This window comes from Alteromonas sp. MMG017 (assembly GCF_018100795.1).
In the GTDB taxonomy this organism is placed as follows: domain Bacteria; phylum Pseudomonadota; class Gammaproteobacteria; order Enterobacterales; family Alteromonadaceae; genus Alteromonas.
In genome coordinates this window covers 180,988-205,981 of sequence record NZ_JAGJDY010000005.1, presented here as the reverse complement: position 1 = coordinate 205,981, position 24,994 = coordinate 180,988, and the positions used below count along the sequence as shown (strand labels likewise).

Here is a 24,994-nt window from a genome sequence, read left to right as displayed (position 1 = left end):
GGCGTTATGGCAGAAGTACAATCGCAGCAAAAAAATCAGGGCTTTTTCGGCAACCTCGCTTTCAACATTATTATACCCGTGGTGCTCATGAGCTATGCTAGCTCTGAAGACTATTTAGGCCCAGAATGGAGTATCGTCGCCGCACTCGCTTTCCCTATAGGTTACGGACTATGGGATCTAAAAGAATCGGGCAAAGTAAACGGATTTTCTGTTTTAGGTATTATCAGTGTATTGCTGACTGGTGGCTTTAGTTTGTTAAAACTACCGGCGGAGTATATTGCCATTAAAGAAGCGGCTATTCCTGCCGCTATTGGTTTGGCAGTATTAATAACCCAATACACTGAAAAGCCGCTGGTCAAAATGCTTATCTTAAACGACCAAATTATAAACTGGCCTCACTTAAACCGCGTACTTGATGAACAAAATAAACAGGCTTTGTTTAAACGCAAAGTCGCAGTAAGTTCATACATAGTGGCCAGCTCGTTCTTTTTATCTTCTGCCTTAAACTATATTTTGGCCAAAGTTATTTTAGTAAGCGAGCCAGGCACTACGGCGTACACCGAAGAGCTAGGCCGAATGACTGCGTTGAGCTACCCAGTCATTGTTATCCCTAGCATGATTTTGCTTATTACTGCATTGTGGTATTTATTCAGCCAGATTAAGAAAATAACTGGCGAAGAGTTGGATGATTTTATTAATCAGTAAACCGACCAATTAATGCGCTTGCTTAATGAAGTAAGCGCAGCAACACCTAAATGAGAGTTCCCCACCGCGTTTAGCGCAGGTGAGAACACACAAATAGAAAAGCGACCCGGTACTACGGCAATCACTCCCCCGCCAACCCCGCTTTTCCCCGGTAAGCCAACCTTAAAAGCAAAACTCCCTGCTTCGTCATACATACCGCTTGTAGCTAACAATGCGTTCACTTGACGGTTTTGATCTGGGCTTAGTACCTGTTCATCGGCACAAATAGAGTAACCTCTATTTGCTAAAAAGTTTGTGGCGCGTGCCAAATCCACACAACTCATTTCCAATGCGCAGTTGTTAAAGTAGCTATGCAATACATCTTCAACTTCATTTTCAAAGTTGTTGTAGGCTTTCATTAAATAGGCCATGGCTGCATTTCTAGCACGGTGCTCAAATTCAGAATCAGCAACCACTTTATTGGCAAAAATATTATCGTTGCAGGATAGGCGCCTAACAAAATCTCGCATACCGATATGAGGTGAGGCGAAACGAGACTGTGTCATGTCACTAACCACTAGTGCACCCGCATTAATAAACGGGTTTCGTGGTATACCATCTTCATACTCCAACTGTACTAGCGAGTTGAAAGGCAGACCCGACGGTTCACAGCCCACTCGTTCCCACATATCTTCGCCATAGTGATTCATGGCAAGCACTAAATTGAAAACTTTGGATATACTTTGAATAGAAAAAGGCACATCGGCATCACCAATTGATGTAATGCGCCCTTCAATATCACAAATGGCAATGCCAAATTGATGAGGGTCAACACTGGCTAGCGCAGGAATATAGTCTGCGACTTTCCCCTCCCCTAGCATTGGTTTTACTTCATCAAAAATGGCTTCTAACAGTTCAAGCATTAGCGCAGTATTCCTTTATTTTTTAATCACAACGCCAATTTTCTTTAAAATCACAACTTGTGTTGGTCGCATCTTTTTTGTCAGTTGTTTTTATTAACTCAACATTTGTTGAAATACCTTGAGTAGTCGAATTACGTTTATCAATGAAGTTAAAAATTTTCTTAGCAATATCCGTATTGTCTATTTGCCCCATAAAATTACTATGGCCGGCGCCGAACGCGAATACTTCTACATCTACACCGGTATGCCCTGATGTTGTCCAGCCAGTATTGGTTTTGTTATCTAAAAATACTTTCAAGGCATTAAAGCGTGCTTTTACATCTTGCTGAGCAATGCTGTCGAACGTGGCGATTTCTTCATCGGTAACATCAAAACCAAAAGTCGTTGCAACATATTCACCTGGGTTATCTTGCTCAACCATATTCTTGGCTATAGTACCCAGTGACGCTTTCAGATTATTTAAATACTCTGGGCTCCAGCTATAGTCACCTCTAGCACCTATAGTTAGACCGCCAGTACTGTGATCAGCCGTGAGAACAACCAAGGTGTCTGGGTGCGTTTGCACATAAGTCTTTAAGAACTCTATGGTGTAGGCAAGGTCTTGCATTTCAGCCATCGCCGATGCGATATCATTGGCGTGCCCCGCCCAGTCTACTTGGCTGGCTTCAACCAACAAAAAGTATCCATTGTCGTTTTCTAGGTGCTTAATTGCATGTTCTGTTAAGTATTTAAGACGATTGTCGCGGCTGTCGTCCAGCATGGCAGGTAAAGCTACCGGAGCAAACAAGCCCAATACATTACTGCCTTTAGGCACAGTGGCTAAGCGGTTGTAAGTGTCAGTATATTCATAACCGGCATCGATAAACTCGCCAATGATATTACGATCTTCGCGTTCAAAAAAATCGGTTCCGCCACCTAACATTACATCAGCAACAAGCTCTCCATTTACGCGCACATCGAAAAAATCGTCGGCAATGGCATTGTAGTTCTGACGACTTTCGTTGTGTGCGATATAAGCCGCTGGCGTAGCGTGAACAATTTGTGAGGTGACCGCTAGGCCTGTCCGCATGCCTTTCAATTTGGCATAATGCATAACCGATTTAACAGGCTTTTTATCCACATCAACACCAACGGCACCATTATAAGATTTCACACCAGACGCTAATGCGGTGGCCGCAGCTGCTGAATCGGTTACAAAACCTGATACTGGCGCTGGGTAAGTAGATGCGTTACCCATCAAAATATCATCGAATACTACCGCATCAACTTCAGGGGTATTTTTGTCATCAACATAATTACGGTAAGCCGTAGTGAAAGCAGGCCCCATTCCATCAGCTACCACCATGATAATATTTTTAGGTGCTGAGTTTTGCGCAACTGTCTTTTGCGCACTTTCATTTGATGTAGAGCCACACCCAGACAATACACAAAGCGAGCCGCATAGTGTTAAGGTGGTTAATAGTTTGCGTTTACTATAAATCATGAAACTTCCCTGAGAACTAAAAAAGCGCCATATATCAAAAAACGAGGGCGCGGACGACCCTCATCCTAAATGGGTCGCATTTAAGAATTGTGTCATTTCACACATTGCACAAAATATTCACCAGAAGATGGCGAGAATGTTGAACATGCTTATTATTGAAGGCGTTAGTGTAAGGCAGACCCGCCCTTTTCTCAAAGCATTAAGGGTAAATAGCGTCGACAGGGGGTTAATGTCTTTTGAGGAATAACTAATTTTCCGAGAGGAAGTCTCGAAGTCGTTGTTGGGCAACTTCTACAAGCATATCGGGTTGGAATTTGGAGATAAACCGGTCACAGCCTACCTTTTCAACCATAGCATCATTAAAACTGCCGCTTAATGAGGTGTTTAACGTTATGAAGAGATCTTGCATTCTGGGATCATTTCGTACTTCCGAGGTTAACCTATAGCCGTCCATCTCTGGCATTTCAGCATCGGTAAACATCATCAATATTTCATCACTGGGGCGCTTACCTGCATCCGCCCACTCTTGAAGTAAGGCTAATGCCTCAGCCCCATTTTTTCTCTCAATGATGGTTATTCCTAATTGCTCTAGGGTGTCTCTAACTTGCTTTCTTGCCGTGCTTGAATCATCAACAATCAGTACTTTTTTGTCTTTAAAGTGATTAACGATGTCTTTATCAAGCACTTTGTCGGAAATAGAGATATCGTAATCAATGATCTCGGCTAGTACCTTTTCCACATCAATAATTTCAACAATCTCTTTTTTACCTTGTACTTCAACTTGTGTGATGGCGGTAAGGTAATTAGTTTTACCCATTCCACTGGGCGGTGGCTGGATAGTATCCCAAGACGTATTCACAATATTCATTACCTTACCAATAATGAAACCCTGAACAGTTCGGTTGTACTCGGTAATGATAACGTTATGTGCATCGCTACCTATTGAACCGCCGCGCATTTTAATCGCTTGGCGTATATCAATGATAGGAATGGCACTGCCTCGATAGTTCATCACACCTTTAAGGTTTTGGTGAGAACCAGGCATGCTATTAAATTTAGGAATGTTGATAACTTCTTTGATTTTGAAAACATTCATGGCAAAGATGTGACGAGAACCCAACTGAAACATCAGCAATTCAAGTCTGTTTTCACCCACTAACTTAGTGCGCTGATCAACTGAGGAAAGGACGCCGTTACTCATCGTTACTCACTTTAATTCTCTAAACCAATTATTCGGAATGCCTGCTACCATTTGCTGAAATACAGCTAAGTGTCAAAAGAATTTACACGCCCTGCAATCAGAAACCTATTATCAATTATGCTAATAACCCGCCTAATTTTTATTCTCCAAAGTAAAAGCTAGTCCACAAATCACGTTCTTACGAATATTAGTGAACATCGATGCTGGGTACGAACCGACTCTAGACACTTTTCAAAACGTCTTATCAACACTATCTCAACACAAAACATATTCACACCATGAATGACGGCAATCAAAATTATACACTTTTATTATTTTGATAGCCGCACTAGGATGAAATGGAAGCTTAAGAGAACGCACCAATGCGAATTCTCAAAACAACATTTGATAACAATTATAGTAGGGAGAAACGCTCATGTCGCAGTATCAAACAGATATTGATAACTTCGCCACGTTAAAAGCAGCACAAAAAGGTGCTTGGGAAGGCATTAGCCCTGAGTACGCTGCTAGAATGAAAATCCAAAACCGGTTTAAGACTGGTTTAGACATTGCGCGTTACACTGCTGCTATCATGCGAAAAGACATGGCAGACTATGATGCTGACACGGCGCAATATACTCAGTCTTTAGGTTGCTGGCATGGTTTTGTAGGTCAACAGAAAATGTTGGCAGTGAAGAAACACCAAGGTACTACTGATAAGAGCTACTTATACCTTTCAGGCTGGATGGTAGCCGCCCTTCGCTCTGAGTTCGGACCTCTTCCAGACCAATCAATGCATGAAAAAACGACCGTTTCTTCACTCATTGAAGAGTTATACACTTTCTTGCGCCAAGCGGACGCTCGTGAGTTAGGCGACTTGTTCCATAAGCTAGATGACGCGAAAGCAAGTGGCGGCGACACTGCAGCCATTCAAAGTCAAATTGATAACTACGAAACCCATGTAGTACCTATCATTGCCGATATCGATGCGGGTTTCGGTAACGAAGAAGCGACCTACTTATTAGCTAAGCAGATGATTGAAGCCGGTGCTTGTTGTATTCAGATTGAAAACCAAGTTTCTGATGCAAAACAATGTGGTCACCAAGATGGTAAAGTTACCGTTCCACATGAAGACTTCCTAGCTAAAATCAATGCCGTTCGTTATGCATTCCTAGAGCTTGGCGTAGACGATGGCGTTATTGTTGCTCGTACCGATTCACTAGGTGCAGGTTTAACGCAAAAAATCCCCGTATCAACCTCTGAAAGCGACCTTGCGGCTCAGTACAATGCATTCTTAAAAACAACACCCGTTAACGGTGCTGACGATTTATCTGAAGGCGACCTTGTATTGAAACAAGGCGGACAACTAGTAAAACCTGAGCGCTTACCTAATGGTTTGTTCCGCTTTAAAGACAACTCTGGTTTCGACCGCGTAGTACTAGATTGTATAACATCACTTAAACACGGCGCAGACTTGTTGTGGATTGAAACTGAAAAACCTCACGTTGGTCAGATTGCTGAAATGGTTAACGCCATTCGTAAAGAAGTACCAAACGCGAAATTGGTTTACAACAACTCACCTTCTTTCAACTGGACACTGAACTTCCGCCAGCAAGTGTTTGATACTTGGGCTGAAGAAGGCAAAGATGTTTCTTCATACGACCGTGCTAAGTTGATGAGCGAAGAGTACGATACAACTGAACTAGCCACTACAGCTGATGAAAAAATCAAGAGCTTCCAAGCAGATGCTGCACGTGAAGCGGGTATTTTCCATCACCTTATTACACTACCGACTTACCATACTACGGCATTGTCTACTGACAACTTGGCTAAAGGCTACTTTGGTGAAGAAGGTATGCTGGCTTATGTTCGCGGTGTTCAGCGCCAAGAAATTCGCCAAGGCCTTGCGTGTGTTAAACACCAAGCAATGGCAGGTTCAGATTTAGGTGATACACACAAAGAGTACTTCTCTGGTGAAGGTGCACTTAAAGCTTCTGGTGATGATAACACCATGAACCAGTTCGACGTTTAAACACAAAGTATCCCAACTTTGTTCAAAGGCACCTTCGGGTGCCTTTTTTTATTATTCAGCGAATTTATCTGTATTTACCATGTCGCTAAATTCTAGAAGTTATGCCCAAACTAGCACCATAAATATAATTAAACATATTTTTCAGTAGCTTAGGGATTTTGCGCTTTTTAAACGTAAGACCAAAAGCGTATCTGACAGCGGATTAAAAAGGCTTTATAATAGCCCTGTCTAATTGAGTTTATTAAGAGCATTACAATAATGAATATAGCGAAGGTCGACTTAAATTTACTGGTATATTTAGATGTTTTACTGCGTGAAGGCAGTGTAACAAAAGCGGCCAATCAGCTAAGCATTACGCAACCTGCGATGAGCAATGGGCTAAAGCGTTTACGTGACTTGTTTAAAGACCCTTTATTGGTGCGCACCAGCGACGGAATGACACCAACAAAACGAGCACTTGAACTTCAACCCACTATTCGTGATGTACTCAGCCGACTTGAAAGCTCAATTCAGCCTGAAACCGATTTTGATCCGCTAACCAGCGAACGCACCTTTCGTATCATGACCAGTGACTATGCTGAAAGCACTTTATTGCTTGAGCTAGTAGGCAGGTTAGCCGACCTGGCGCCGAATATTACATTAGATTTAATCACCCCTAGTGACGTAACCTTTCATGATGTAGAGCAAGGCAAGGTCGATATGGCCATTAACCGCTTTGAAGAACTGCCGCTATCTTTTCACCAAAAAGTGATTTGGTACGATACCTTCAGCTGTGTAATGAGTTCAGATCACCCGCTGGTAGCAAAATGCGACTTAGACAGTTATTTAAACGCTCAACATATTTGGGTGAGTAAAACTGGCTTTGGTGTTGGTGTGGGTATTGACCCAACGGAAGTACAGAAACTAGGTTGGGTAGACGCTGAGCTAACCAAAATAGGCAAGCAACGGGCTATTCGAGTATTTACGCGCCACTACCATGCCGCATTGCAAATAGCCAAAACGCAAAAGCTTATAGCCACCTTGCCAAGCAAAGCAGCGAAGTTATTCAAAGACGACCCTAGCGTTGTGGTAAAAGAGCCGCCTTTTGATATTCCCCCTATCGCGTTGAAAATGGCATGGAGTGCGCTACTGCATCATGATGCAGGACACATTTGGTTGCGCCGTTTAATTAGCGATGTCGCGAATGAAATGAGTGACAGCTAGAGCACCATCTTGCTTCATGCCGTTAAGATTTCAAATGTGAATACTAATTGCACACAAACATTCACTGAAGAAATGGCAAAGATAGGAACCATAAATTAAAAAACTGCCTCTATACTCTCTACACTAGAGCTACAGAAAATGTATAGAGGTAGTTATGCAAAATTATATTACACGAGGCCGTTTACAGGTTGCTGAGCAACTCGATGATTTCATCAACCAACAGGCAATGCCAGGCACTGGTGTTCAACCAGACGCATTTTGGCAAGGTGCAGAAGCCCTCTTTTCAGAATTCGTTCCTCAAAATCGTGCCCTGCTAGAAAAACGAGAACAACTCCAACTCGCTATCGATAATTATCACCAAGCAGGAAACCCCGCTTTTGGTGAGCAGTACGTTACTTTCCTAAAAGAAATTGGTTATCTAGTAGAGCAGCCTGAAACGGTGCAAGCAGATACCACAAACGTGGATGCAGAAATTGCTACCATGGCTGGTCCTCAATTAGTGGTACCAATTAACAATGCCCGCTATGCATTAAATGCTGTTAATGCCCGCTGGGGTAGTTTGTACGATGCTTTGTACGGCACTGATGTTATTAGCGATGAGAACGGGGCAGAACCCGGCAAAAGCTATAACCCTGTACGTGGCGAGAAAGTGGTAGCGAAAGCGAAAGCCTATTTAGACAATATGCTTCCACTTGCGAAGGGAAGTCACGCTGATGTTACCGGTTATAAAATTGAAACCGGAAAATTAGCGATTTCGTTAACGGACGGTGACATCACCACGCTTGCAAACACCGAACAGTGGCAAGGTTACCAAGGTGATATTACCGCCCCCACTGCGCTATTATTTGTTCACAATGGTCTGCACTTTGAAATTCAGATAGATATCACCAGCCCTATTGGGAAAACTGACGCCGCTGGCGTGAAAGATGTGTTCATTGAAGCTGCGCTAACAACCATTATGGATTGCGAAGACTCAGTCGCCGCCGTTGATGCTGAAGACAAAACCTTGGTTTACAGTAACTGGCTAGGGCTAATGAAAGGCTCTTTAAGCATTGAAATGAACAAAGGTGGCAAAACCATCGTTCGCGCTATGCATGAAGATAGAGTGTACTCGCCTTCAAAACATGTAACGAACCAAGAGCAATTGTCTTTATCTGCACGCAGCCTTATGTTTGTCCGTAATGTAGGTCATCTAATGACAAACGACGCTATGCTATTCGATGGTGAGCCAGTACCAGAAGGTATTATGGACGGTTTAGTGACTTCGCTCATCGCCAAGCATGATTTACTGAATAATAGCGCATTCCAAAATTCTCGTCATGGCAGCATTTATATCGTTAAACCCAAAATGCATGGCCCTGAAGAAGTCGCCTTTTCTGATGCCCTCTTTGCCAAGATTGAAACCGTTATCAATGTGCCCAAAAACACATTGAAAATGGGTATCATGGATGAGGAACGCCGTACCAGTGTGAACTTAGACGCTTGTATCAATGCAGCGAAGTCTCGTGTTGTATTTATTAATACCGGCTTCTTAGACAGAACAGGCGATGAAATTCATACGTCTATGCTTGCAGGGGCCTTCGCCGAGAAAGTGACGCTTAAGACTATGCCGTGGATTAAAGCGTATGAAACCGCAAATGTAGCCGTCGGCCTTCGATGTGGTCTTTCTGGTAAGGCCCAAATTGGTAAAGGCATGTGGCCTATTCCCGATGAAATGCAAAATATGATGGATGCCAAAATTGGACACCCAAAATCTGGCGCAAATACCGCTTGGGTTCCCTCACCTACCGCTGCCACTTTGCACGCTCTGCATTATCACGATGTAAATGTTTTCGACATTCAAAAGGGATTAGACGAGGGTTTCTCAGGCCTCAACGATATTTTGACTATTCCACTGCTAGAGAGCAGAGATTCGCTATCAGCCGGTACCATACAGCGTGAAATAGATAACAATGTACAAGGTATATTAGGGTATGTGGTTCGTTGGGTGCATCAAGGTGTAGGCTGCTCTAAAGTGCCAGATATTAACAATGTTGGACTGATGGAAGACAGAGCCACACTACGTATTTCATCACAGCATATTGCAAATTGGCTTGAGCACGCCATTGTAAGTGCAGAGCAAGTTGATGAATCACTTCGCCGTATGGCAAAGCTAGTGGATGAACAAAATGCTGGTGATGCAGAATACATCCCTATGATGCCTGATTTAGATAGCTCAATTGGTTTCTTAGCCGCTAGCGATCTTATCTTTAAAGGGAAAGAGCAACCTAGTGGTTATACAGAGCCATTACTGCACGCGAGACGCCGTGAGATGAAGGCGAAATTAGCCTAGAGAAATTGATCTGGCTAAATTAGCCGAGCTAATACAATGTTGTATTCGTTGTCGTTATTTCTATGGCTACGCCAGTAAAAGCAATGTCGAGCTTAGCTAACTTATTATTAAGGTTAGTTAAGTTCGGCATTTTTGTTAGTTTTCTTGTGGAATATACATCCACTTACTAGCTCTTTCAGCCATTGCCTGAGTTTTATTTACTGCCTATTCCCCCGCTATCTTTTAAATCTCTTTTTATCGCTATTTTATCGCTATTTTATCGATGTTTACCATCTCGTATCTACCGCTACAAATACACTTTAAGACACGACTCTGTTGCACATTCAGTAATGCTCGCATGAGTGCTTAATCACTTGATAACGACACATACTAGTACACCAATAAAGTGGCAGGTTCGGCTAACTCTACTACGCTTTTACTATAATTACTGGAGTTAAAAACATGCAGGTAACTTCATCGGTACCCGTTGCTAAGGTACCCGCCTCCATCGTGCCTATTTTGTCGGGTGGGGGCACTCGGCTTAGTGCCCATATAGGCATACTTAAAGCGCTTAAAGATTTAAATGTAGAAATTAACACCCTTGTTGGCGTTTCTGGTGGCTCAATTATTGCTGCGATGTACGCCAAAGGTCATAGCATTGAAGAGATGCGAGAGTTAGTCATCGCCACCGACTTCAAACAGTTTACTGCTTTCTCTGTGTGGCGATTGTTGCGAGAAGGCGGGTTATCATCGGGCGATCATTTCGAACGCTGGATTGATGATAAGCTTGAAGGCATTACTTTTGCCGACCTTCCCATCGCACTTACTATTTTAGCGACCGATGTAAACGGTGGCGGCCCGGTATTGTTTGGAAAAGACAATACACCCGACATGAAGGTTTCTGAAGCCGTGCGTTACTCAATGTCTATCCCTCTGCTTTTTTCCTTTAAACCTTTCAAAGAACACTTATTGGTAGACGGCGCAATATTATCAGAAGATGCTTTGTTCGAAGATTGGCAACATGATGGCACGCCCACAGTATGCTTTCGACTTCAAAGTGCTATTCAAAAACGCAAAATAATAAAGAAAGGGGTACTGCTGCTGCCGCAATATTTATCTATGCTCATACGCACTTTTATGACCGCAATATCTAGAGAATATATTAATGCGAAGTACTGGCATAACACTGTGGTCATTAATACGGGGGAAATTTCAGCGGTAGACTTTGCGTTAACCGCTGAAATGAAGAACCATTTATTTGAACTTGGTTACGAAACCACTAAAGAATTTCTTCCCAAAAAGTGCGCCGCTTTTCAATCTTTCAAAGTGGCTTCTACTGGCTAGAAATTACTTTAGACTGGCTTTTTAAATGTTGTAAAAGTCTTTGTACCAATCGACGAAGTTTTTAACACCCACATCGATAGACGTAGACGGTTTATAACCTGTGTCATTAACCAGTGATGATACATCCGCATAGGTATCTGGGACATCACCAGGTTGCAATGGTAACAGCTCTTTATTCGCTTCAACGCCTAGTGACGCTTCTAAGGTTTCGATAAATTTAAGCAAATGCACAGGGGTTTGTGCACCAATGTTATAAACCTTATAAGGCGCTTTACTAGAGCTAGGATCTGGTGTACTCGCATCCCAACTTTCGTTTGGCTTCGCTACGTTATCAAGTGAGCGAATTACCCCTTCAACGATATCGTCAATGTAGGTGAAGTCTCGTCTGTGATTACCGAAGTTGTAAACCTGAATTGTTTTACCTTCTAATATGGCCTTAGTAAATTTAAATAGCGCCATATCTGGGCGACCCCAAGGGCCGTATACGGTGAAGAAACGTAATCCAGTGGTAGGAAGGTTATATAGATGGCTGTAGGTATGCGCCATTAGCTCATTCGCCTTCTTCGACGCTGCGTATAAACTTACTTGGTGATCGACGTTATGCTGTTCTGAGAACGGCATAGTTTCGTTAGCACCATACACAGAACTTGATGATGCATAAACTAAATGACCTACTTTGTTATGGCGACATCCCTCAAGGATGTTCATGAAGCCAACCAAGTTAGCATCTACATAAGCATTTGGGTTTTCAATTGAATACCTTACCCCTGCCTGCGCCGCCAAGTGCACCACTTTGTCGAACTTTTGGTCTTCGAATAAGGCTGCCATTTCAGGGCGATCTTCAACACCCATCTTAACAAATGTAAAGCGCTCGCCTGCAGCAGAATTCTGAACCTGCTCTAATCTGGCATGTTTAAGGGCGATATCGTAATAGTCGTTAATGTTGTCAATCCCAACAACATCGTCACCGCGATTAATTAAATATTGAGAAACTGCTGCGCCAATGAAGCCAGCAGCGCCGGTAACCAGAATTTTCATAAAAGTCCTATTTTCTATTTTTCCATTTCACGCTTTAACAGTGCATGAACGTGCTCAATTGGGATAGCATAAGAAATGCCTGAAGGATGCGTTAACGCACTTTCTTTACTGTCTCTAACGTAAACTTTATTGATGACCGCGAAGACCTCCCCCGTTTCAACATTAACAACTGGGCTACCTGAATTTCCTGGATAAGCGGTCACATCTAATTGATAAATCAAGTCTGGATTCTTAAGTCTATCAAGACTTTTCGCAGTAAGCGATCTCGCATTGTTTGAAGGCATATAATCAGGCGTAATGGTTGCCACTATGCCTTTATGTACAGCAGGGAACAATCCTAATGCTCCTCCCAATGGATAACCAAAGATTGCAAGCTCCGTGCCGGCATCAACTAAGGTGTTATTGGCTAATTTAAAAGAAGGGAAAGGATTATTAACCTTTAATAAGGCTAAGTCATGCTTCTCATCAATGGCCAGTATTTCTACTTTATCAAAGCGTACTTGTTTGCCATCTGGCAACATCACAACGAAATGTTCGACTATAGTAGGGTCTAGCTCTTCATCAACAACGTGGTAGTTTGTAACAACATGTTTACCATTGCCAACAACAAAGCCTGTACCTTTAATTTGAGGTGTTGTGTGTTTCAAAGGGCTATGTAACGCAATGGCCACCGTAGATTTTACCGAGCTTTTAGTTAGCTCAACGAGATTTTTTGCTAGCGCTTGAGTCGATAAAATACAAGCTATTGTGAATACGCATAGCATTAAAGCTCTACTTTTTGAGTCTGTTTTCACGATGCACCTTTGGGTTAATCGATATCAATGTAGACATCAGGAAAGATATAACTAACAGTTTCACTTATATTTACCAATAAATACAACTACAAAAATAATACGTTCATAATATTAGGAATACAATCTATACTGCTTAGATGTTGCACTGCTTAGGTTGCAGATACCTTTATAGCCTTTCTGGATGTATGGTCTTTATAAATAGGTACGAATTAACATGCAAAAAAGGAAATTACTTTCTACGATCCAAACTATCTTTGGAAAAAAAAGTAGAATATCAAAAGCATTAAGTGGATATCAAAAGTTACAAGAGGTCAGAGAAATCTCTTCGCACTTTTCTGCGTATTTAACACCACTTGTCGCAAGCAATAAGGATTTAAAAGAACAGTCTTACGGCATTAGACATCAAGTCTATTGCGTAGAAGAAGGCTTTGAACCAGAAAGAGAATCAAAACTAGAAATTGACGAGTTTGATGCTTACTCTACAGCTTGCATGATTGAACATAAAAAGACACATCGTTTTGCTGGTACGGTTCGACTCGTTCGCCCGCAAAAAGAAGATGAGTTATTGCCTATTGAAAAATATTGCCCCTCTTCGATAACCCATCCTGAACTTAACCCGGCAAATTTCAAGCGTAGCGAAATTTGTGAAGTATCGAGATTAGCAGTACCTGAAGAATTTCGCCGTCGTAAAAGCGATAAGTTTGATGGTGCATCTACAGGTGTGATCAATACATCGACGTACTCGGAAACTGAACTTCGATGTTTCCCCTTTATTGCTATCGGGCTTTACCTTGCCGCGGCGTCCATCTCAATCAATTCGGGTATTAAGCATACCTATGTAATGATGGAACCACGTCTAGCTCGTTCAATGCGGTTCATCGGCATAAAATTTGAACAAATTGGTCCTGTTGTGGACTACCACGGAAAACGTGCCGCTTATTATATAACGCCCGAGATGCTACATAAGAACCTACCAAAAGGCTTTGCCGCTATGTTTAAGCATATTCAAGCCTCACTTGGGCATGATGTTGAGAATAATGATATTTCCGCTAGAAACGCCGATAGAATTGTCGAGTTTATTTACAGATCTTTTTCGACAAAATTTATTAACCAACAAAATCAATGGGTTAAATAGTGGCACGCTAACTGCTTTGTAAAAATGCAATATTTAGAACGCTGCATACTTACGGAGAGCAGAAATGAAAAAGTTACTACTTACAACGATTACAGCTGCGGGTTTAGTGCTTAGTGGACAAGCCGCAGCTACCCCTTTTTATCTTGATTTATCTGACGATGGTATGGTTAATCCTGTTGGAGAGATTGACCAATTAGATCTTTCTTATGTTTCCAACACTGAAGTTGATACTGCAACAGGTTCATTGGTAACTCGTGCCGGTATTAGCCTAATTGGTTATACGTTTGGCGGAGTTACAGCTCCAGCCTATACCGACCTCGAAGATCTTGTGACTGAAAGTGGTGGTGAAACAAATACTTTCACTTCTACTCCTAACTTTCCCGGTGCTGGCTTAGATGTCACTGGTCCTTCATGGACTAAACTTACTTTTGACCTATATTTAGAAGGTACTTTGACACCTACTGTTGGTGTTGATTACACTTCTGGCTACCTTGATATTTACTCGTTTGATGCATTCGATTATGGCGCGGGTGCTACTCAGGTAATGACCACTGAACTTTTTGCTGGAGGCATTAACCCAGGAGAGCAAGTTGTTCAAAGTCTGGTAACAAGTACTAGCATTACTGCTGCTGGCCAAGACATGTTTTTCTTTGGTGACGGAGTTACTTTTCAATCATTCGAAGATTATATTTCTGCTACATTAGTGGATATTATCTTAGAAGCTTCTCAAACTGTAAGCGTTTTAGAACTTGAACAAAACATTGCTAATTCTACCATTACTAACGGCACAACTGTTTTAGTAAGTGATGACCACAATGCGGGTGTTGAATTTCGTGTTCCAGCTCCAGCTACTATTGCTTTGTTCGGTTTAGGTCTTTTAGGCCTTGCTGGCTCAACGCGTAAGCGTCGTAGTTAATATAAAACCAAATATTTATCCAAGCCCTGATTTTCATCAGGGCTTTTTTGTTTCCAGCCCAGTATTATTCAAACATATCCTTAATTCTGTTGGTAAACTTATCTTGTAAATAGGTGCAGTTACGTTATTTTAGATCGTAGCGTGAACAAAAGGATATTTTTGTGACTTCAACTAAATTAAACGTTTTTATTTTTAGCGTAATTCTTCTTTCTGCTTGTAGTGAAAAGAGCAGTAAAGAATATATTGATATAGCTTCTAAACATCAAAGTGATGGCAACTATCAAGCTGCTTCGATTGCACTAAAAAACGCGATAAAACAAGACAGCAATAATGTTGATGCTCGAGAAATGTTGGGTGATGTTTATTTACATCAAGGTCTCTATTCAGCAGCGGAAAAAGAGCTGTCAAGGGCAAATACTGACTCATCGAAGGTTAGCCTTGCAGAGTCACTACTATGGCAGGAAAAATTTGCCGAGATTCGAGAATTAACGGTTTCAAATTCATTAGAAAAATCTGCGCTTATAGAAGAGCTTAATATATATAAAGCTATCGCGTTGATCAGAGAAGGTAATAGCCTAAAATCACTAGAAAAGTTTGCATCGCTAGCTGATACCGCTAAACAACCTGAAGTTTCAAACTTAGCTAGTGCCTATATTGCTGGATTAAACAACAATATTGATAGAGCAACCACCGATGCAAAGAACAGCTTACAATATAGACCAAATTATCTGCCTGCCTTACAGTTTAAATCTAAAGTAGAAATTCAGCAGAAGCAATGGACTGACGCCATTAATACACTGAATATTTTACTCTCTTTAAGACCAGCTGATTACAAAATTAAGCTTCAACTCTCTGATGCACTTATTAACAACGGAGATTTTCTAGCTGCAGAACCTCTGGTTGACAATCTACTTAAAATATCTTCTGAACAACCATATTTTAATCAACTTAAAGGCGCCGTAGAGTTTTCGAAAGGAAATTTTCAAACATCATTGATTCATTTAGACAAAGCAATAAAAAATGGTGGCTCAAATACCACAACGCGACTTCTAGCCTCTTTGGCAAATTATAACCTAGGAAGTATTGAGCAGGCATACCAAAACCTCTCCGTGGTAATTAACAATTTTCCCAAGAATCACTTTGCCTACAAACTATTTACGGTCATACAACTTCAATTGGGATATAACGCAGAAGCGTCAGAGTCCGTAGGTTTAATATCTGACCTAAATGAAAACGATACTAGTTTTATCATTGCTACGTCCAACAGCCTCTTGAAAAACGGCGATTCACTTTCGGCTAAATTGCTATTGAACCAAATTAACTCATCTAAACTTGAAGATAGTAAAACATTAAGAGCTTTAGGTTCACTAAAAATTTTAGCTAATGACAAAGATGGTATCGAAGATTTAGAAAAAAGCTATTCCGCAGAACCAGATTCAAGCGAGGCTCTATTTATACTTGCATCAGCTTATTTAGATTCTGGGGAGTTTGATAGGACACTCAGACTTGCTGATGAATGGCTTAAGAAGAACCCTAATGATGTAGCGGTTATTAACCTAAAAGCTCGCACTTATGGCTATATGCAAGAAATACATTTAGCAGAAGAAACCTATTACCAATCTTTGACCATCGATAGTACTACGCCCTCAGCCCTCCTTTTTCTTGCTGAAGTGAATATCAAGCGCGACAACATAGAGAAAGCTTTACGGTACTTAGAAACTCTTGTACTAAAAAACCCGCTAAATATCGAAGCATTGGTGAGGTACTTCCAAGTTCATGAGTTACTAGGAAATCACGAAAAAGCTTTAGTTCCTATGAGAAATGCTATCGACTCCTCCGATGATGTCATCTACGACCTCATATATGTTGGTTCACTAGCTTCTCAAGGTAAAGTAGAAGAACAAGTAGCCCATTTATTATCTATCTCGGAACAAGGTAAAAACGAACCAAAGTATTGGATGCTTTTAGGTGATGCCCTCTGGGAAAAGGGAAATACAGAAGAAAGTATAAATGCCTATACCAATTGGTTAAACAAAGAAAAGAGTTTTAGTGCTTTTGTTAAGAATATTCGAGTTGCAGAAATGTCGGGGGATATCTCTCGAGCGTTAGTCCTTGCTGACCAAGCTACCACTACATTTCCCCAGCAACGTGAGCTAGATTTAATTCTTACGCACTTACTAATATTGAATAAAAATTACGATAAAGCGCAGCGCGTCCTCAATGCAACTCCCGCAAACTTAAAATCAACGGCCTCAGGGCTTTCTCTCCAAGGTCGACTCTTACTTGTTAAAAAAGAGTACAACAACGCTGAGGGACTATTTCGTCGTTCATATGCTATAGCCGCGAATACTGATACGGCTCGCTTTTTGTATACCGCATTAGTTAAACAAAATAGTTATGATGAAGGCATTAAATTTGCCGAAAACCATATAAAACAAGACCCTAACGACACTGCTATGAGGTTAATACTTGCTAATGAGCTCATGAATCGAGATCAGCAAGATTCAATCGAACATTTTAAATATCTAGCATTGAATGCCTCTCCAGCTAGCCCTCTTGTGCTTAATAATTTGGCATGGCTTCTAGTTGAGAATAATAAAGCAAATGAAGCGTTAGGCTACATAGAACAAGCATTAGCTCTGCTGCCACAAAACCCTACAATTTTGGCAACCGCAGGAAACGTTTATGTTAGTTTGAAAAAATATGACAAAGCTATACAAAACTTGAAAGCAGCATATGAAAAAGCTCCATCCTCCTTCCAAATAGCGCTAGACTATATAGAAGCTTTGCATAAATCTGGTAACAAGGACTATGCCAAAATTGTATTCACAAAATTAGAGCCAAAAAGCGTTGAACAGCAGAATGAAGCTAGCGCTCTATATGACAAACTAGAAGAATAATCGCGTCGGAATAGGGTGAAAAATCTATGTTCAATTATAACGAAGCATTCTCGAGAAATATCGGCTGGGTAACGGAAGCTGAGCAAGAAAAAATTAAAAATACCAAAGTAGCTATTGGCGGATTGGGTGGCGTTGGAGGCGATCACGCCATTGTATGTGCTAGAATGGGCATTTCAAATTTCCATATTTCTGATTTAGACGAGTATGATTACGCCAACTTCAATCGTCAGGCCGGTGCTTTTGTATCTACAATTGGTGAAGAAAAGTCAGTTGTGATGGAAAAAACGTTGAGAGACATCAACCCTGACGCGCAGATAAAGAATTTTGACAGAGGGATTTCGCACGAAAACCTTGAAGCCTTTTTAGATGGAGTTGATATATACATAGATAGTTTGGATATCTTCGCATTAGAAATTAGAAGACAAGTCTTTCGCCGCTGCTATGAATTAGGTATACCTACTATTACTGCAGCCCCAATGGGGATGGGTACGGCTATGCTATGTTTCAAACCAGGGGGCATGTCCTTCGACGAATACTTTGCAATGGTTGACGCCCCCTACGGTGCTGACGATGCCACTAAGGAACGATACTTCGAAGATAATATTGTTCGCTTTGTGATAGGCGTTTCCCCATCAGTACAGCAAAGACATTACCTCGTTCAAAATTCGTCAGTTAACTTCATGAAAAAGAAAGTGCCCTCAACATGTATGGGTATTTCGTTAGCGGCGGGGGTATTGTGTACCAATGTGCTGAAACTTCTACTAGATAGAGGCGAAGTTGTCTGTGCTCCTAAAGGTCTACACTTTGACGCTTACCGAAATAACTTAATAAAGACATGGAGACCTTGGGGAAACAGAAACCCTTTGCAAAAATATATGTTTAAGAAAGTGAAACAGATTTTAGAAGAAAGTAAAGACACATAACCATGCCATCTACATTGCAACTCATAAAATCTGACTTAAAAAGAAAACAGGAAATTTTTCATCAAGATGGCGCTGAAATATCATTACTTAGAACGTGCCTTACTGACGGAACTAGTGCTAATATCCTTTTCCGCTTAGCTGGCAGGTGCGCAAAAACAAAAATTTTGGCGCCTATTGCTCTGATAATTCAACACATAAACAGGGTCTACAACGGCTGTGTAATTGGCGTAAGTGCAGAATTTGGTGAAGGTTTCGTCATTATGCATCCTATCGGCGTGGTTATAAATTCCAAAGTTAAGGGTGGAATCAATATCACTGTAGAAAGCGGTGTCGTAATGGGTGATGAAAAAGGAAAATCTCCCACTCTTGGAAGCCATATATTTATTGGTGCTGGCGCTAAAGTTTTTGGCCCTATCACTGTGGGTGACAATGTAAAAGTAGGCGCTAATGCCGTAGTCGTAAAGGACGTAGAGTCGAACAAAACTGCACTTGGCATTCCCGCGAAATCAAAGTAAGCATAAATGAAGTATATTGAAATTTTATTCTGGGTTGTCTCTTTGGCTATTATCTATAGCTATGTTATCTATCCTTTCATATTAATACTGGTCAGCGCGTTGGTTCAATGCGTTAGAGATACCCGTTATACGCTAATTAAAAAAGAACGGCGTTTAGATACATCTGATGACTCTTCAGTCACTATCGTTATATCTGCATTCAACGAAGAATCATGTATTAAAGAACGCATTGAAAATTTACTCGCTTTAGATTATCCGGCAGAAAAGCTCAGTATCTTCGTTGCGTCTGACGGAAGTACGGACAACACTAATTCCATATTGGCATCTTTTGACGACCCTCGACTAAGTACTTTTTGCTTCGAGAAGAATCGAGGCAAAATTAATGTATTAAATGATTTGATGGAACGTGTTACTTCGGAAATAACTATCTTTTCGGATGCGAATACTGCCTTCGAAAAAGACGCGGTTACCCAACTTGTTATGTCTATCAATCAGAAAGGAGTAGGCGCTGTGTGTGGTGAGCTAGTTCTCATTGATGCACATTCAGGAGATAACAAAGACAACCTTTATTGGAAGTATGAACAAGTACTGAAATTCCATGAATCAAGGTTAGATGCTCTATTGGGAGCGAATGGCGGCATATATGCCATTAAAACTGAATTTTATATACCTCTGCCAAGCAACACGATTATCGATGACTTCTGTATTGTGATGAATGTAGCGCGACAAAATCAATCTGTGGTTTACACGCCAGAAGCAAAAGCAATAGAAGAGATAGCCCCAAGCATGCAAGAAGAAGCCAATCGTCGCGTACGCATTGGCGCAGGCAATTACCAAGCTTTTGCTAGGCTGACATGGTTACTCAACCCTAAATATAAGTGGCGCTGGTTTTCCTATATAAGTCATAAAGTTATTCGTTGGTTTGTACCACACTTCATGATCCTCTCTTTATCTACAAATTTCGCTTTGCTTTGGCATAGCCATTCGATTTACACTTATCTTTTTAGCGCGCAAGTTGCATTCTATTGCCTATGGCTACTTGGAAGCCTTAAGCTTTTAAAAAACATACCTATTGTTAGTGGTTTAGTATCATTAATAACGTTTTTTGTATCCATGAATATATCGCTCTTTCGCGGCTACATTAGATATTTAACAAGCAATTTATCTGCTACTTGGCAAAGGACATCTCGATGATTGCAGTTGTTGCAATAATTTTACTTACACTCTTCATAGCCGCTTTTATTTTCATTGTCAGAAAGAAAAAAATGCAAAGTTGGCTATGGAACTATACCAAGAGCCAATTTTCGACAGCCCCAGAACATTCTGGTACGAAGCATGTCATGTTTTGCTTCGTGGACCATTATGAACCTCAATGGCTTAACAAAGATAATATTGAATTAGAAAGAAAACGTGTAGACCGTTGGATGTCAGATTACCCATTAATGGCATCGAAGTTTACTGATTCGGATGGCTGTCATCCCAAACATAGTTTTTTCTACCCAGAAGAAGAATATAGAAAAGAGCATCTCGATAAAATTTCAGACCTTTGTGCCAAGGGGTTCGGCGAAATTGAAATTCACTTACACCATGAAAATGATACAAGTGATAACTTGAGAAAGACCCTGTCGGGATTTGCGCAATGCCTTCATGAAGAACACAACGCATTGAGCATTGATCCCAAGACGGGAAAGCCTACCTATGCTTTTATTCATGGAAACTGGGTGTTGGATAATTCACACCCTGAAGGTCATTGGTGTGGTGTGAACGATGAGTTAATTGTATTAAACGAAACGGGTTGTTATGCCGATTTCACATTCCCATCACCAGATACATCTCAGCCTGCCATGCTCAATACTATTTATTACGCTAAAGATGATCCTGAAAAACCAAAATCCTACGAAACTGGCAAGCCAATAGAAAAAGGTGGACGAGCATGGGGCGACCTACTTCTTATCCAAGGTATTTTAGGGCTGAATTGGAAGGTTAAGAAAAAAGGAATTTTCCCACAAATTGAAAATTCTGATGTCAGACATACTTTCCCCCCAACCCCAAACCGCGTCGATTTGTGGGTTGACCAAGGCATTCATGTTAAAGGGAAGCCTGAGTGGGTATTTATCAAAATTCACACTCATGGTGCGCAGGATGGGGATATGGATACGCTTTTAGGGAAACCTGTAGAAGCAATGCATCGCCACCTTAATGACAAGTACAACGATGGCGAAAACTACTTACTTCACTATGTTTCCGCTCGAGAAATGTACAATATAATCAAAGCTGCAGAAGCTGGCGCAGAAGGTAACCCCAACGAATTTAGAAATTTCGTTTTGCCAGCGCCAACGTTTAAGAGGTTGTAACTTGAAGTTTTCCCGTTTAAAAAGGAAGTTAGGTGGCTTACTTGGACTTGATAGCTACTACTGGGAAAATCGGCCTAATGGTCTTTATTGTCTTAATTTCCACCGTATCGGGTCAGGAGAAGACACGCCTTTTGACCCTTGTGTATTTTCTTGTAGTACTAATGAATTAGATAATCACATTGGATTTATAAAACAACATTTTGCGGTAATTAGCCTAACTGAGCTAGAGCAGTTAATAAAAAGTAAAAGCCCACCAACTAAGCGATATATGTGTTTAACTTTTGATGATGGTTATGTAGACAATTTCACTAACGCATTGCCGGTTCTAAAAAAACACAATGTCACGGCTAGCTTCTTTATTGCAACGGGACTTGTGGGTAACAATACTGTTCCGTGGTGGGACAAAATTGCTTATTTAATAAAACGTTACAAGCCTAGTGAAGTTATATTATCTGGGTGGAATCAAAAGATTATTTATTCAGGCAACCAAGAATCTTACATCAGGGATATTTTAAGTGCTGTAAAACTGTGTAAGTATTCAGCGAACGAACAAATTTTGGAGATTGAGCGAGAGCTTTCCCATTCTACAGGTTATCCTGATGCAGAATTTATGAGTTGGGAGCAACTCAACACACTGCTTGCTGAAGGAATGGAAATAGGCGCACATTCACATAATCACGACATTCTTACAAAGCTAACAGATGATGAGTTATTTTATGAACTCAGTCATTCAAAAGCTTTATTGGAGCAATATCTACCCTGCCAAGTTACCGCATTTTCATATCCAGTCGGAAATAAATCGACTTATAACCAAAAAGTCATCGATGGGCTTAGAAATACTGGATATCAAATAGCATTTAACTTTTTACCGGGTGTGAATATATCTCCCTCGAATTCGCCTTATGATCTACATCGTTTCCCTATTGCTCCTGAAGCTGATGAAGCCGCGCTAAAAAACATGTTCAGTTACACTGGGAAATTTTAGAAAATGCGGATATTGCATTGTGTGAGCAGTCTAAAAGTAGGAGGCGCAGAGAAGTGCGTTAGAAACCTAGTGTTAGAGCAGAAGCTACAAGGTTTAACGGTTGCCGTACTATCGTTTGGTGCCCCCTCCGATGCCTTTCAAAAAGAAATGGAAACTTCGGGCGTCAAGGTAATAAACATAACAGGTAATTTAATATCTCGCGCATGGTCTTCAATTAGAGCAGTCTCAACGTTTTCTACGGTCCATATACATTCACCAGCTGTTGTTCGTGCATTCACGTTAATTTTCCCTGTGTTATTAATCAAGCAGGTGGTGTATACCATACATGGTGAAGTAGAGCCGCCTATAAGTTTCGTAAAAGAATCTCACCAGTTAGCAAGGCTTTATATAAATCGCTCATATGGCGTTTCAGAAAATATTAAAGCAGGCATAAAAAATCGCTATGGATGGCCTACTTCATCAGTTACAGTGATAAAAAATGGTGTTGTAATTCCTTTAAAACCACAGGAAATTTCTAAGCAATCCAAATTACAACTATGCGTTGTGTGTCGATTAGTACCACTTAAAAATATTGCACAGCTAATAGAAGCATTCAAACAATATGGCTGTTCCGACTATGCTGAACTTCATATATATGGTGACGGGCCTGAAAAATCTAATTTAGAGATGTTAACAACACAATTGAATCTAAACCAATCCATCACTTTCTATGGGGCAGTTTTGGATGAACAGGCCATTTATGAGAATAAAGACCTGCTGCTTATCAACTCCACTACAGAAGGCCTCCCAATGTCTTTGCTTGAAGCAATGGCTCGAGGAATTCCTGCCGTTTCAACAAGTGTTGGCGAAATACCTAATGTTATTGAAAACCAGTGCAATGGTATAGTCTATTCGCTGAATAACTTAGAGGAATGGCAGCAACAATTAACTTTTGCAAATACCCATAGAAAGTCACTACAGGAAATGGGGGCAGCCGCCTATGCTTTTATTCGCGACCAGTTCGCCATAAAACACATCTGTATGATTTATCAAAAAAGTTACCAATAATGAAATCAGATATCCTGTTTTTTACAAATCTACACCCATTGCCTTGGCAACCAACTAGAGCGACGTATAATCAAGAGGAAATACGGCATTTACGTAGTCATGCAAATATAACGTTGCTGGTTCCCGTCCCTTGGTTTGTATGGATAAAAGAAGTGCTAGTTAACGGGCACCGGGCAGAAGGTAACTCTTGCCTATTCCCCTTTTTTTACATCCCCAAAGTTTTAAGTTTTTTGCATCCAATTTTTATGTTGTTATCTATAATAGTTTGTATAAAGCCCCTCCTATTATTTGCCAAGGCCGATAACGTTATAGCTAGTTGGGCCTACTCTGAAGGAGTATGTTCAGCTGTTTTGAAGAAGCTGTTCAAATTTAAACTAATTATTGAATGTTTAGGCAGCGATGTGAATGCTCTCATGAAAAAGCCTTTGCACAGAATACAGATGAAATGGGCGTTTAAGACGGCTACATCTGTTACGACAAAAAGTTACGCTTTAGCCAAGGTCATTAAACAACATGCGCCCTCAATAACTGCTGAGGTTGTGTACAATGGAGTCGATTTCGACACGTTTTTCTTAAGAGAAACATCAGTATTCCAGCAACCCAATTCTCATTTCGTATTTATTGGTTCTATTATTCCTACAAAAGGTATATTTGAACTCGTTGAAGGAATAGCAGCCTTAAAAGATGAACTTTCAATTACACTCTCTATTATTGGTAGTGGAAGTAGTCAGGCACAGCTGAAAGAGAAAGTAGAGTCGTTTGGCTTACAACAAACTATAAGCATATTAGGGCCTATACCCCATAGTCAATTGTGTAAGCACATACAAGACGCAGACGCTCTCATTCTACCAAGCTACAGGGAAGGTGTTCCTAATGTTGTTATGGAGTCTCTAGCCACAGGAACGCCCGTTATAGCAACCACTGTAGGAGGTATTCCAGAAGTACTGATGGTTGGGGTTAATGGCACGTTGATTGAACCTTTATCGGCAGCATCAATTGTGGCTGGAATTAAAAGTACAATGCAAACAAAATGGAAGCCTGACATCATTCGAAGCTCTATAAAAGACTATACTTGGGTCAACACAGCAAAAAAAATTAGTGAACTCTTTATTTAAGTGCTTATACGGCTGTTTAGCATTAACTTCGTACAATAATCTGAACTTATTTCGCTCTGTATATCTGATTATTTACAACAAGTAATTTACCTTTTTATTAATTTTTATTATG

General features: G+C 40.8%; 20 protein-coding genes. 15 read left to right on the top strand and 5 right to left on the bottom strand.

Annotation, left to right across the window (positions count from 1 at the left end; translation table 11 throughout):
- Positions 1-6 precede the first annotated feature (6 nt).
- Positions 7-705 carry a VC0807 family protein gene (locus J8L84_RS09765; protein WP_057790532.1) on the top strand — a complete coding sequence of 233 codons (699 nt, stop codon included), beginning with the start codon at positions 7-9 and terminating at the stop codon, positions 703-705.
- Here the strand turns inward: J8L84_RS09765 and glsB are convergent.
- The 3 genes from glsB to J8L84_RS09750 all read right to left on the bottom strand — a co-directional run bounded on the left by glsB (position 699) and on the right by J8L84_RS09750 (position 4,291).
- Positions 699-1,607, bottom strand: coding sequence for a glutaminase B (gene glsB, locus J8L84_RS09760; RefSeq protein WP_057790530.1), 909 nt, complete (start codon positions 1,605-1,607; stop codon positions 699-701). The two genes, J8L84_RS09765 and glsB, sit on opposite strands and share 7 nt — an antisense overlap.
- A gap of 22 nt (positions 1,608-1,629) precedes the next feature.
- Positions 1,630-3,090, bottom strand: coding sequence for an alkaline phosphatase (locus J8L84_RS09755; protein WP_211070533.1), 1,461 nt, complete (start codon positions 3,088-3,090; stop codon positions 1,630-1,632).
- A gap of 247 nt (positions 3,091-3,337) precedes the next feature.
- The gene (locus tag J8L84_RS09750) at positions 3,338-4,291 is read right to left on the bottom strand and encodes a chemotaxis protein CheV (protein ID WP_057790526.1); all 954 of its coding nucleotides are present in this window, start codon (positions 4,289-4,291) and stop codon (positions 3,338-3,340) included.
- Between the two features lie 415 nt (positions 4,292-4,706).
- Here J8L84_RS09750 and J8L84_RS09745 point away from each other — a divergent pair, with 415 nt between their 5' ends.
- The 4 genes from J8L84_RS09745 to J8L84_RS09730 all read left to right on the top strand — a co-directional run bounded on the left by J8L84_RS09745 (position 4,707) and on the right by J8L84_RS09730 (position 11,160).
- Positions 4,707-6,302, top strand: a complete 1,596-nt coding sequence (locus tag J8L84_RS09745; protein ID WP_211070532.1) for an isocitrate lyase — start codon at positions 4,707-4,709, stop codon at positions 6,300-6,302.
- Positions 6,303-6,560: 258 nt separating this feature from the next.
- Positions 6,561-7,505 (top strand): LysR family transcriptional regulator, encoded by a 945-nt coding sequence (locus J8L84_RS09740; RefSeq protein ID WP_057790522.1) that lies wholly within the window; start codon positions 6,561-6,563, stop codon positions 7,503-7,505.
- A 154-nt stretch (positions 7,506-7,659) separates the two neighbouring features.
- A complete protein-coding gene (locus tag J8L84_RS09735) occupies positions 7,660-9,837 on the top strand; it encodes a malate synthase G (protein WP_211070531.1) in 2,178 nt (725 codons plus the stop codon).
- A 441-nt stretch (positions 9,838-10,278) separates the two neighbouring features.
- Entirely contained in the window at positions 10,279-11,160 is an 882-nt protein-coding gene (locus J8L84_RS09730; RefSeq protein ID WP_057790517.1) for a patatin-like phospholipase family protein, read from the top strand.
- A gap of 21 nt (positions 11,161-11,181) precedes the next feature.
- Here the strand turns inward: J8L84_RS09730 and J8L84_RS09725 are convergent, their stop codons facing one another.
- Together J8L84_RS09725 and J8L84_RS09720 are read right to left on the bottom strand one after the other, a co-directional pair.
- A complete protein-coding gene (locus J8L84_RS09725) occupies positions 11,182-12,198 on the bottom strand; it encodes an NAD-dependent epimerase (RefSeq protein ID WP_211070530.1) in 1,017 nt (338 codons plus the stop codon).
- Positions 12,199-12,212: 14 nt separating this feature from the next.
- Positions 12,213-12,992: a serine protease gene (locus tag J8L84_RS09720; RefSeq protein WP_317354310.1), complete on the bottom strand. Its 780-nt coding sequence runs from the start codon at positions 12,990-12,992 to the stop codon at positions 12,213-12,215.
- A gap of 214 nt (positions 12,993-13,206) precedes the next feature.
- Between J8L84_RS09720 and J8L84_RS09715 the strand changes: the two genes are divergently transcribed.
- The 10 genes from J8L84_RS09715 to J8L84_RS09670 all read left to right on the top strand — a co-directional run bounded on the left by J8L84_RS09715 (position 13,207) and on the right by J8L84_RS09670 (position 24,882).
- Entirely contained in the window at positions 13,207-14,127 is a 921-nt protein-coding gene (locus J8L84_RS09715) for a PEP-CTERM/exosortase system-associated acyltransferase (RefSeq protein WP_211070529.1), read from the top strand.
- Between the two features lie 64 nt (positions 14,128-14,191).
- Positions 14,192-15,043: a PEP-CTERM sorting domain-containing protein gene (locus tag J8L84_RS09710; protein WP_211070528.1), complete on the top strand. Its 852-nt coding sequence runs from the start codon at positions 14,192-14,194 to the stop codon at positions 15,041-15,043.
- Positions 15,044-15,204: 161 nt separating this feature from the next.
- Positions 15,205-17,943, top strand: coding sequence for an XrtA/PEP-CTERM system TPR-repeat protein PrsT (gene prsT / locus J8L84_RS09705; RefSeq protein ID WP_211070527.1), 2,739 nt, complete (start codon positions 15,205-15,207; stop codon positions 17,941-17,943).
- A gap of 26 nt (positions 17,944-17,969) precedes the next feature.
- Entirely contained in the window at positions 17,970-18,866 is an 897-nt protein-coding gene (locus tag J8L84_RS09700; protein WP_211070526.1) for a ThiF family adenylyltransferase, read from the top strand.
- 2 nt (positions 18,867-18,868) lie between these two features.
- Positions 18,869-19,381: a serine acetyltransferase gene (locus J8L84_RS09695; RefSeq protein WP_211070525.1), complete on the top strand. Its 513-nt coding sequence runs from the start codon at positions 18,869-18,871 to the stop codon at positions 19,379-19,381.
- A gap of 6 nt (positions 19,382-19,387) precedes the next feature.
- On the top strand, positions 19,388-20,575 hold the full coding sequence (locus J8L84_RS09690) for a glycosyltransferase family 2 protein (RefSeq protein ID WP_211070524.1): 1,188 nt from the start codon (positions 19,388-19,390) through the stop codon (positions 20,573-20,575).
- Positions 20,572-21,735 (top strand): hypothetical protein, encoded by a 1,164-nt coding sequence (locus J8L84_RS09685; RefSeq protein WP_211070523.1) that lies wholly within the window; start codon positions 20,572-20,574, stop codon positions 21,733-21,735. The genes J8L84_RS09690 and J8L84_RS09685 overlap by 4 nt, the downstream gene beginning before the upstream one ends.
- Position 21,736: 1 nt before the next feature.
- Complete coding sequence (locus tag J8L84_RS09680) at positions 21,737-22,720, top strand: polysaccharide deacetylase family protein (protein ID WP_211070522.1); 984 nt, start codon at positions 21,737-21,739, stop codon at positions 22,718-22,720.
- A gap of 3 nt (positions 22,721-22,723) precedes the next feature.
- Complete coding sequence (locus J8L84_RS09675) at positions 22,724-23,767, top strand: glycosyltransferase family 4 protein (RefSeq protein ID WP_211070521.1); 1,044 nt, start codon at positions 22,724-22,726, stop codon at positions 23,765-23,767.
- A complete protein-coding gene (locus J8L84_RS09670) occupies positions 23,767-24,882 on the top strand; it encodes a glycosyltransferase (protein ID WP_211070520.1) in 1,116 nt (371 codons plus the stop codon). The genes J8L84_RS09675 and J8L84_RS09670 overlap by 1 nt, the downstream gene beginning before the upstream one ends.
- Positions 24,883-24,994: the final 112 nt, after the last annotated feature.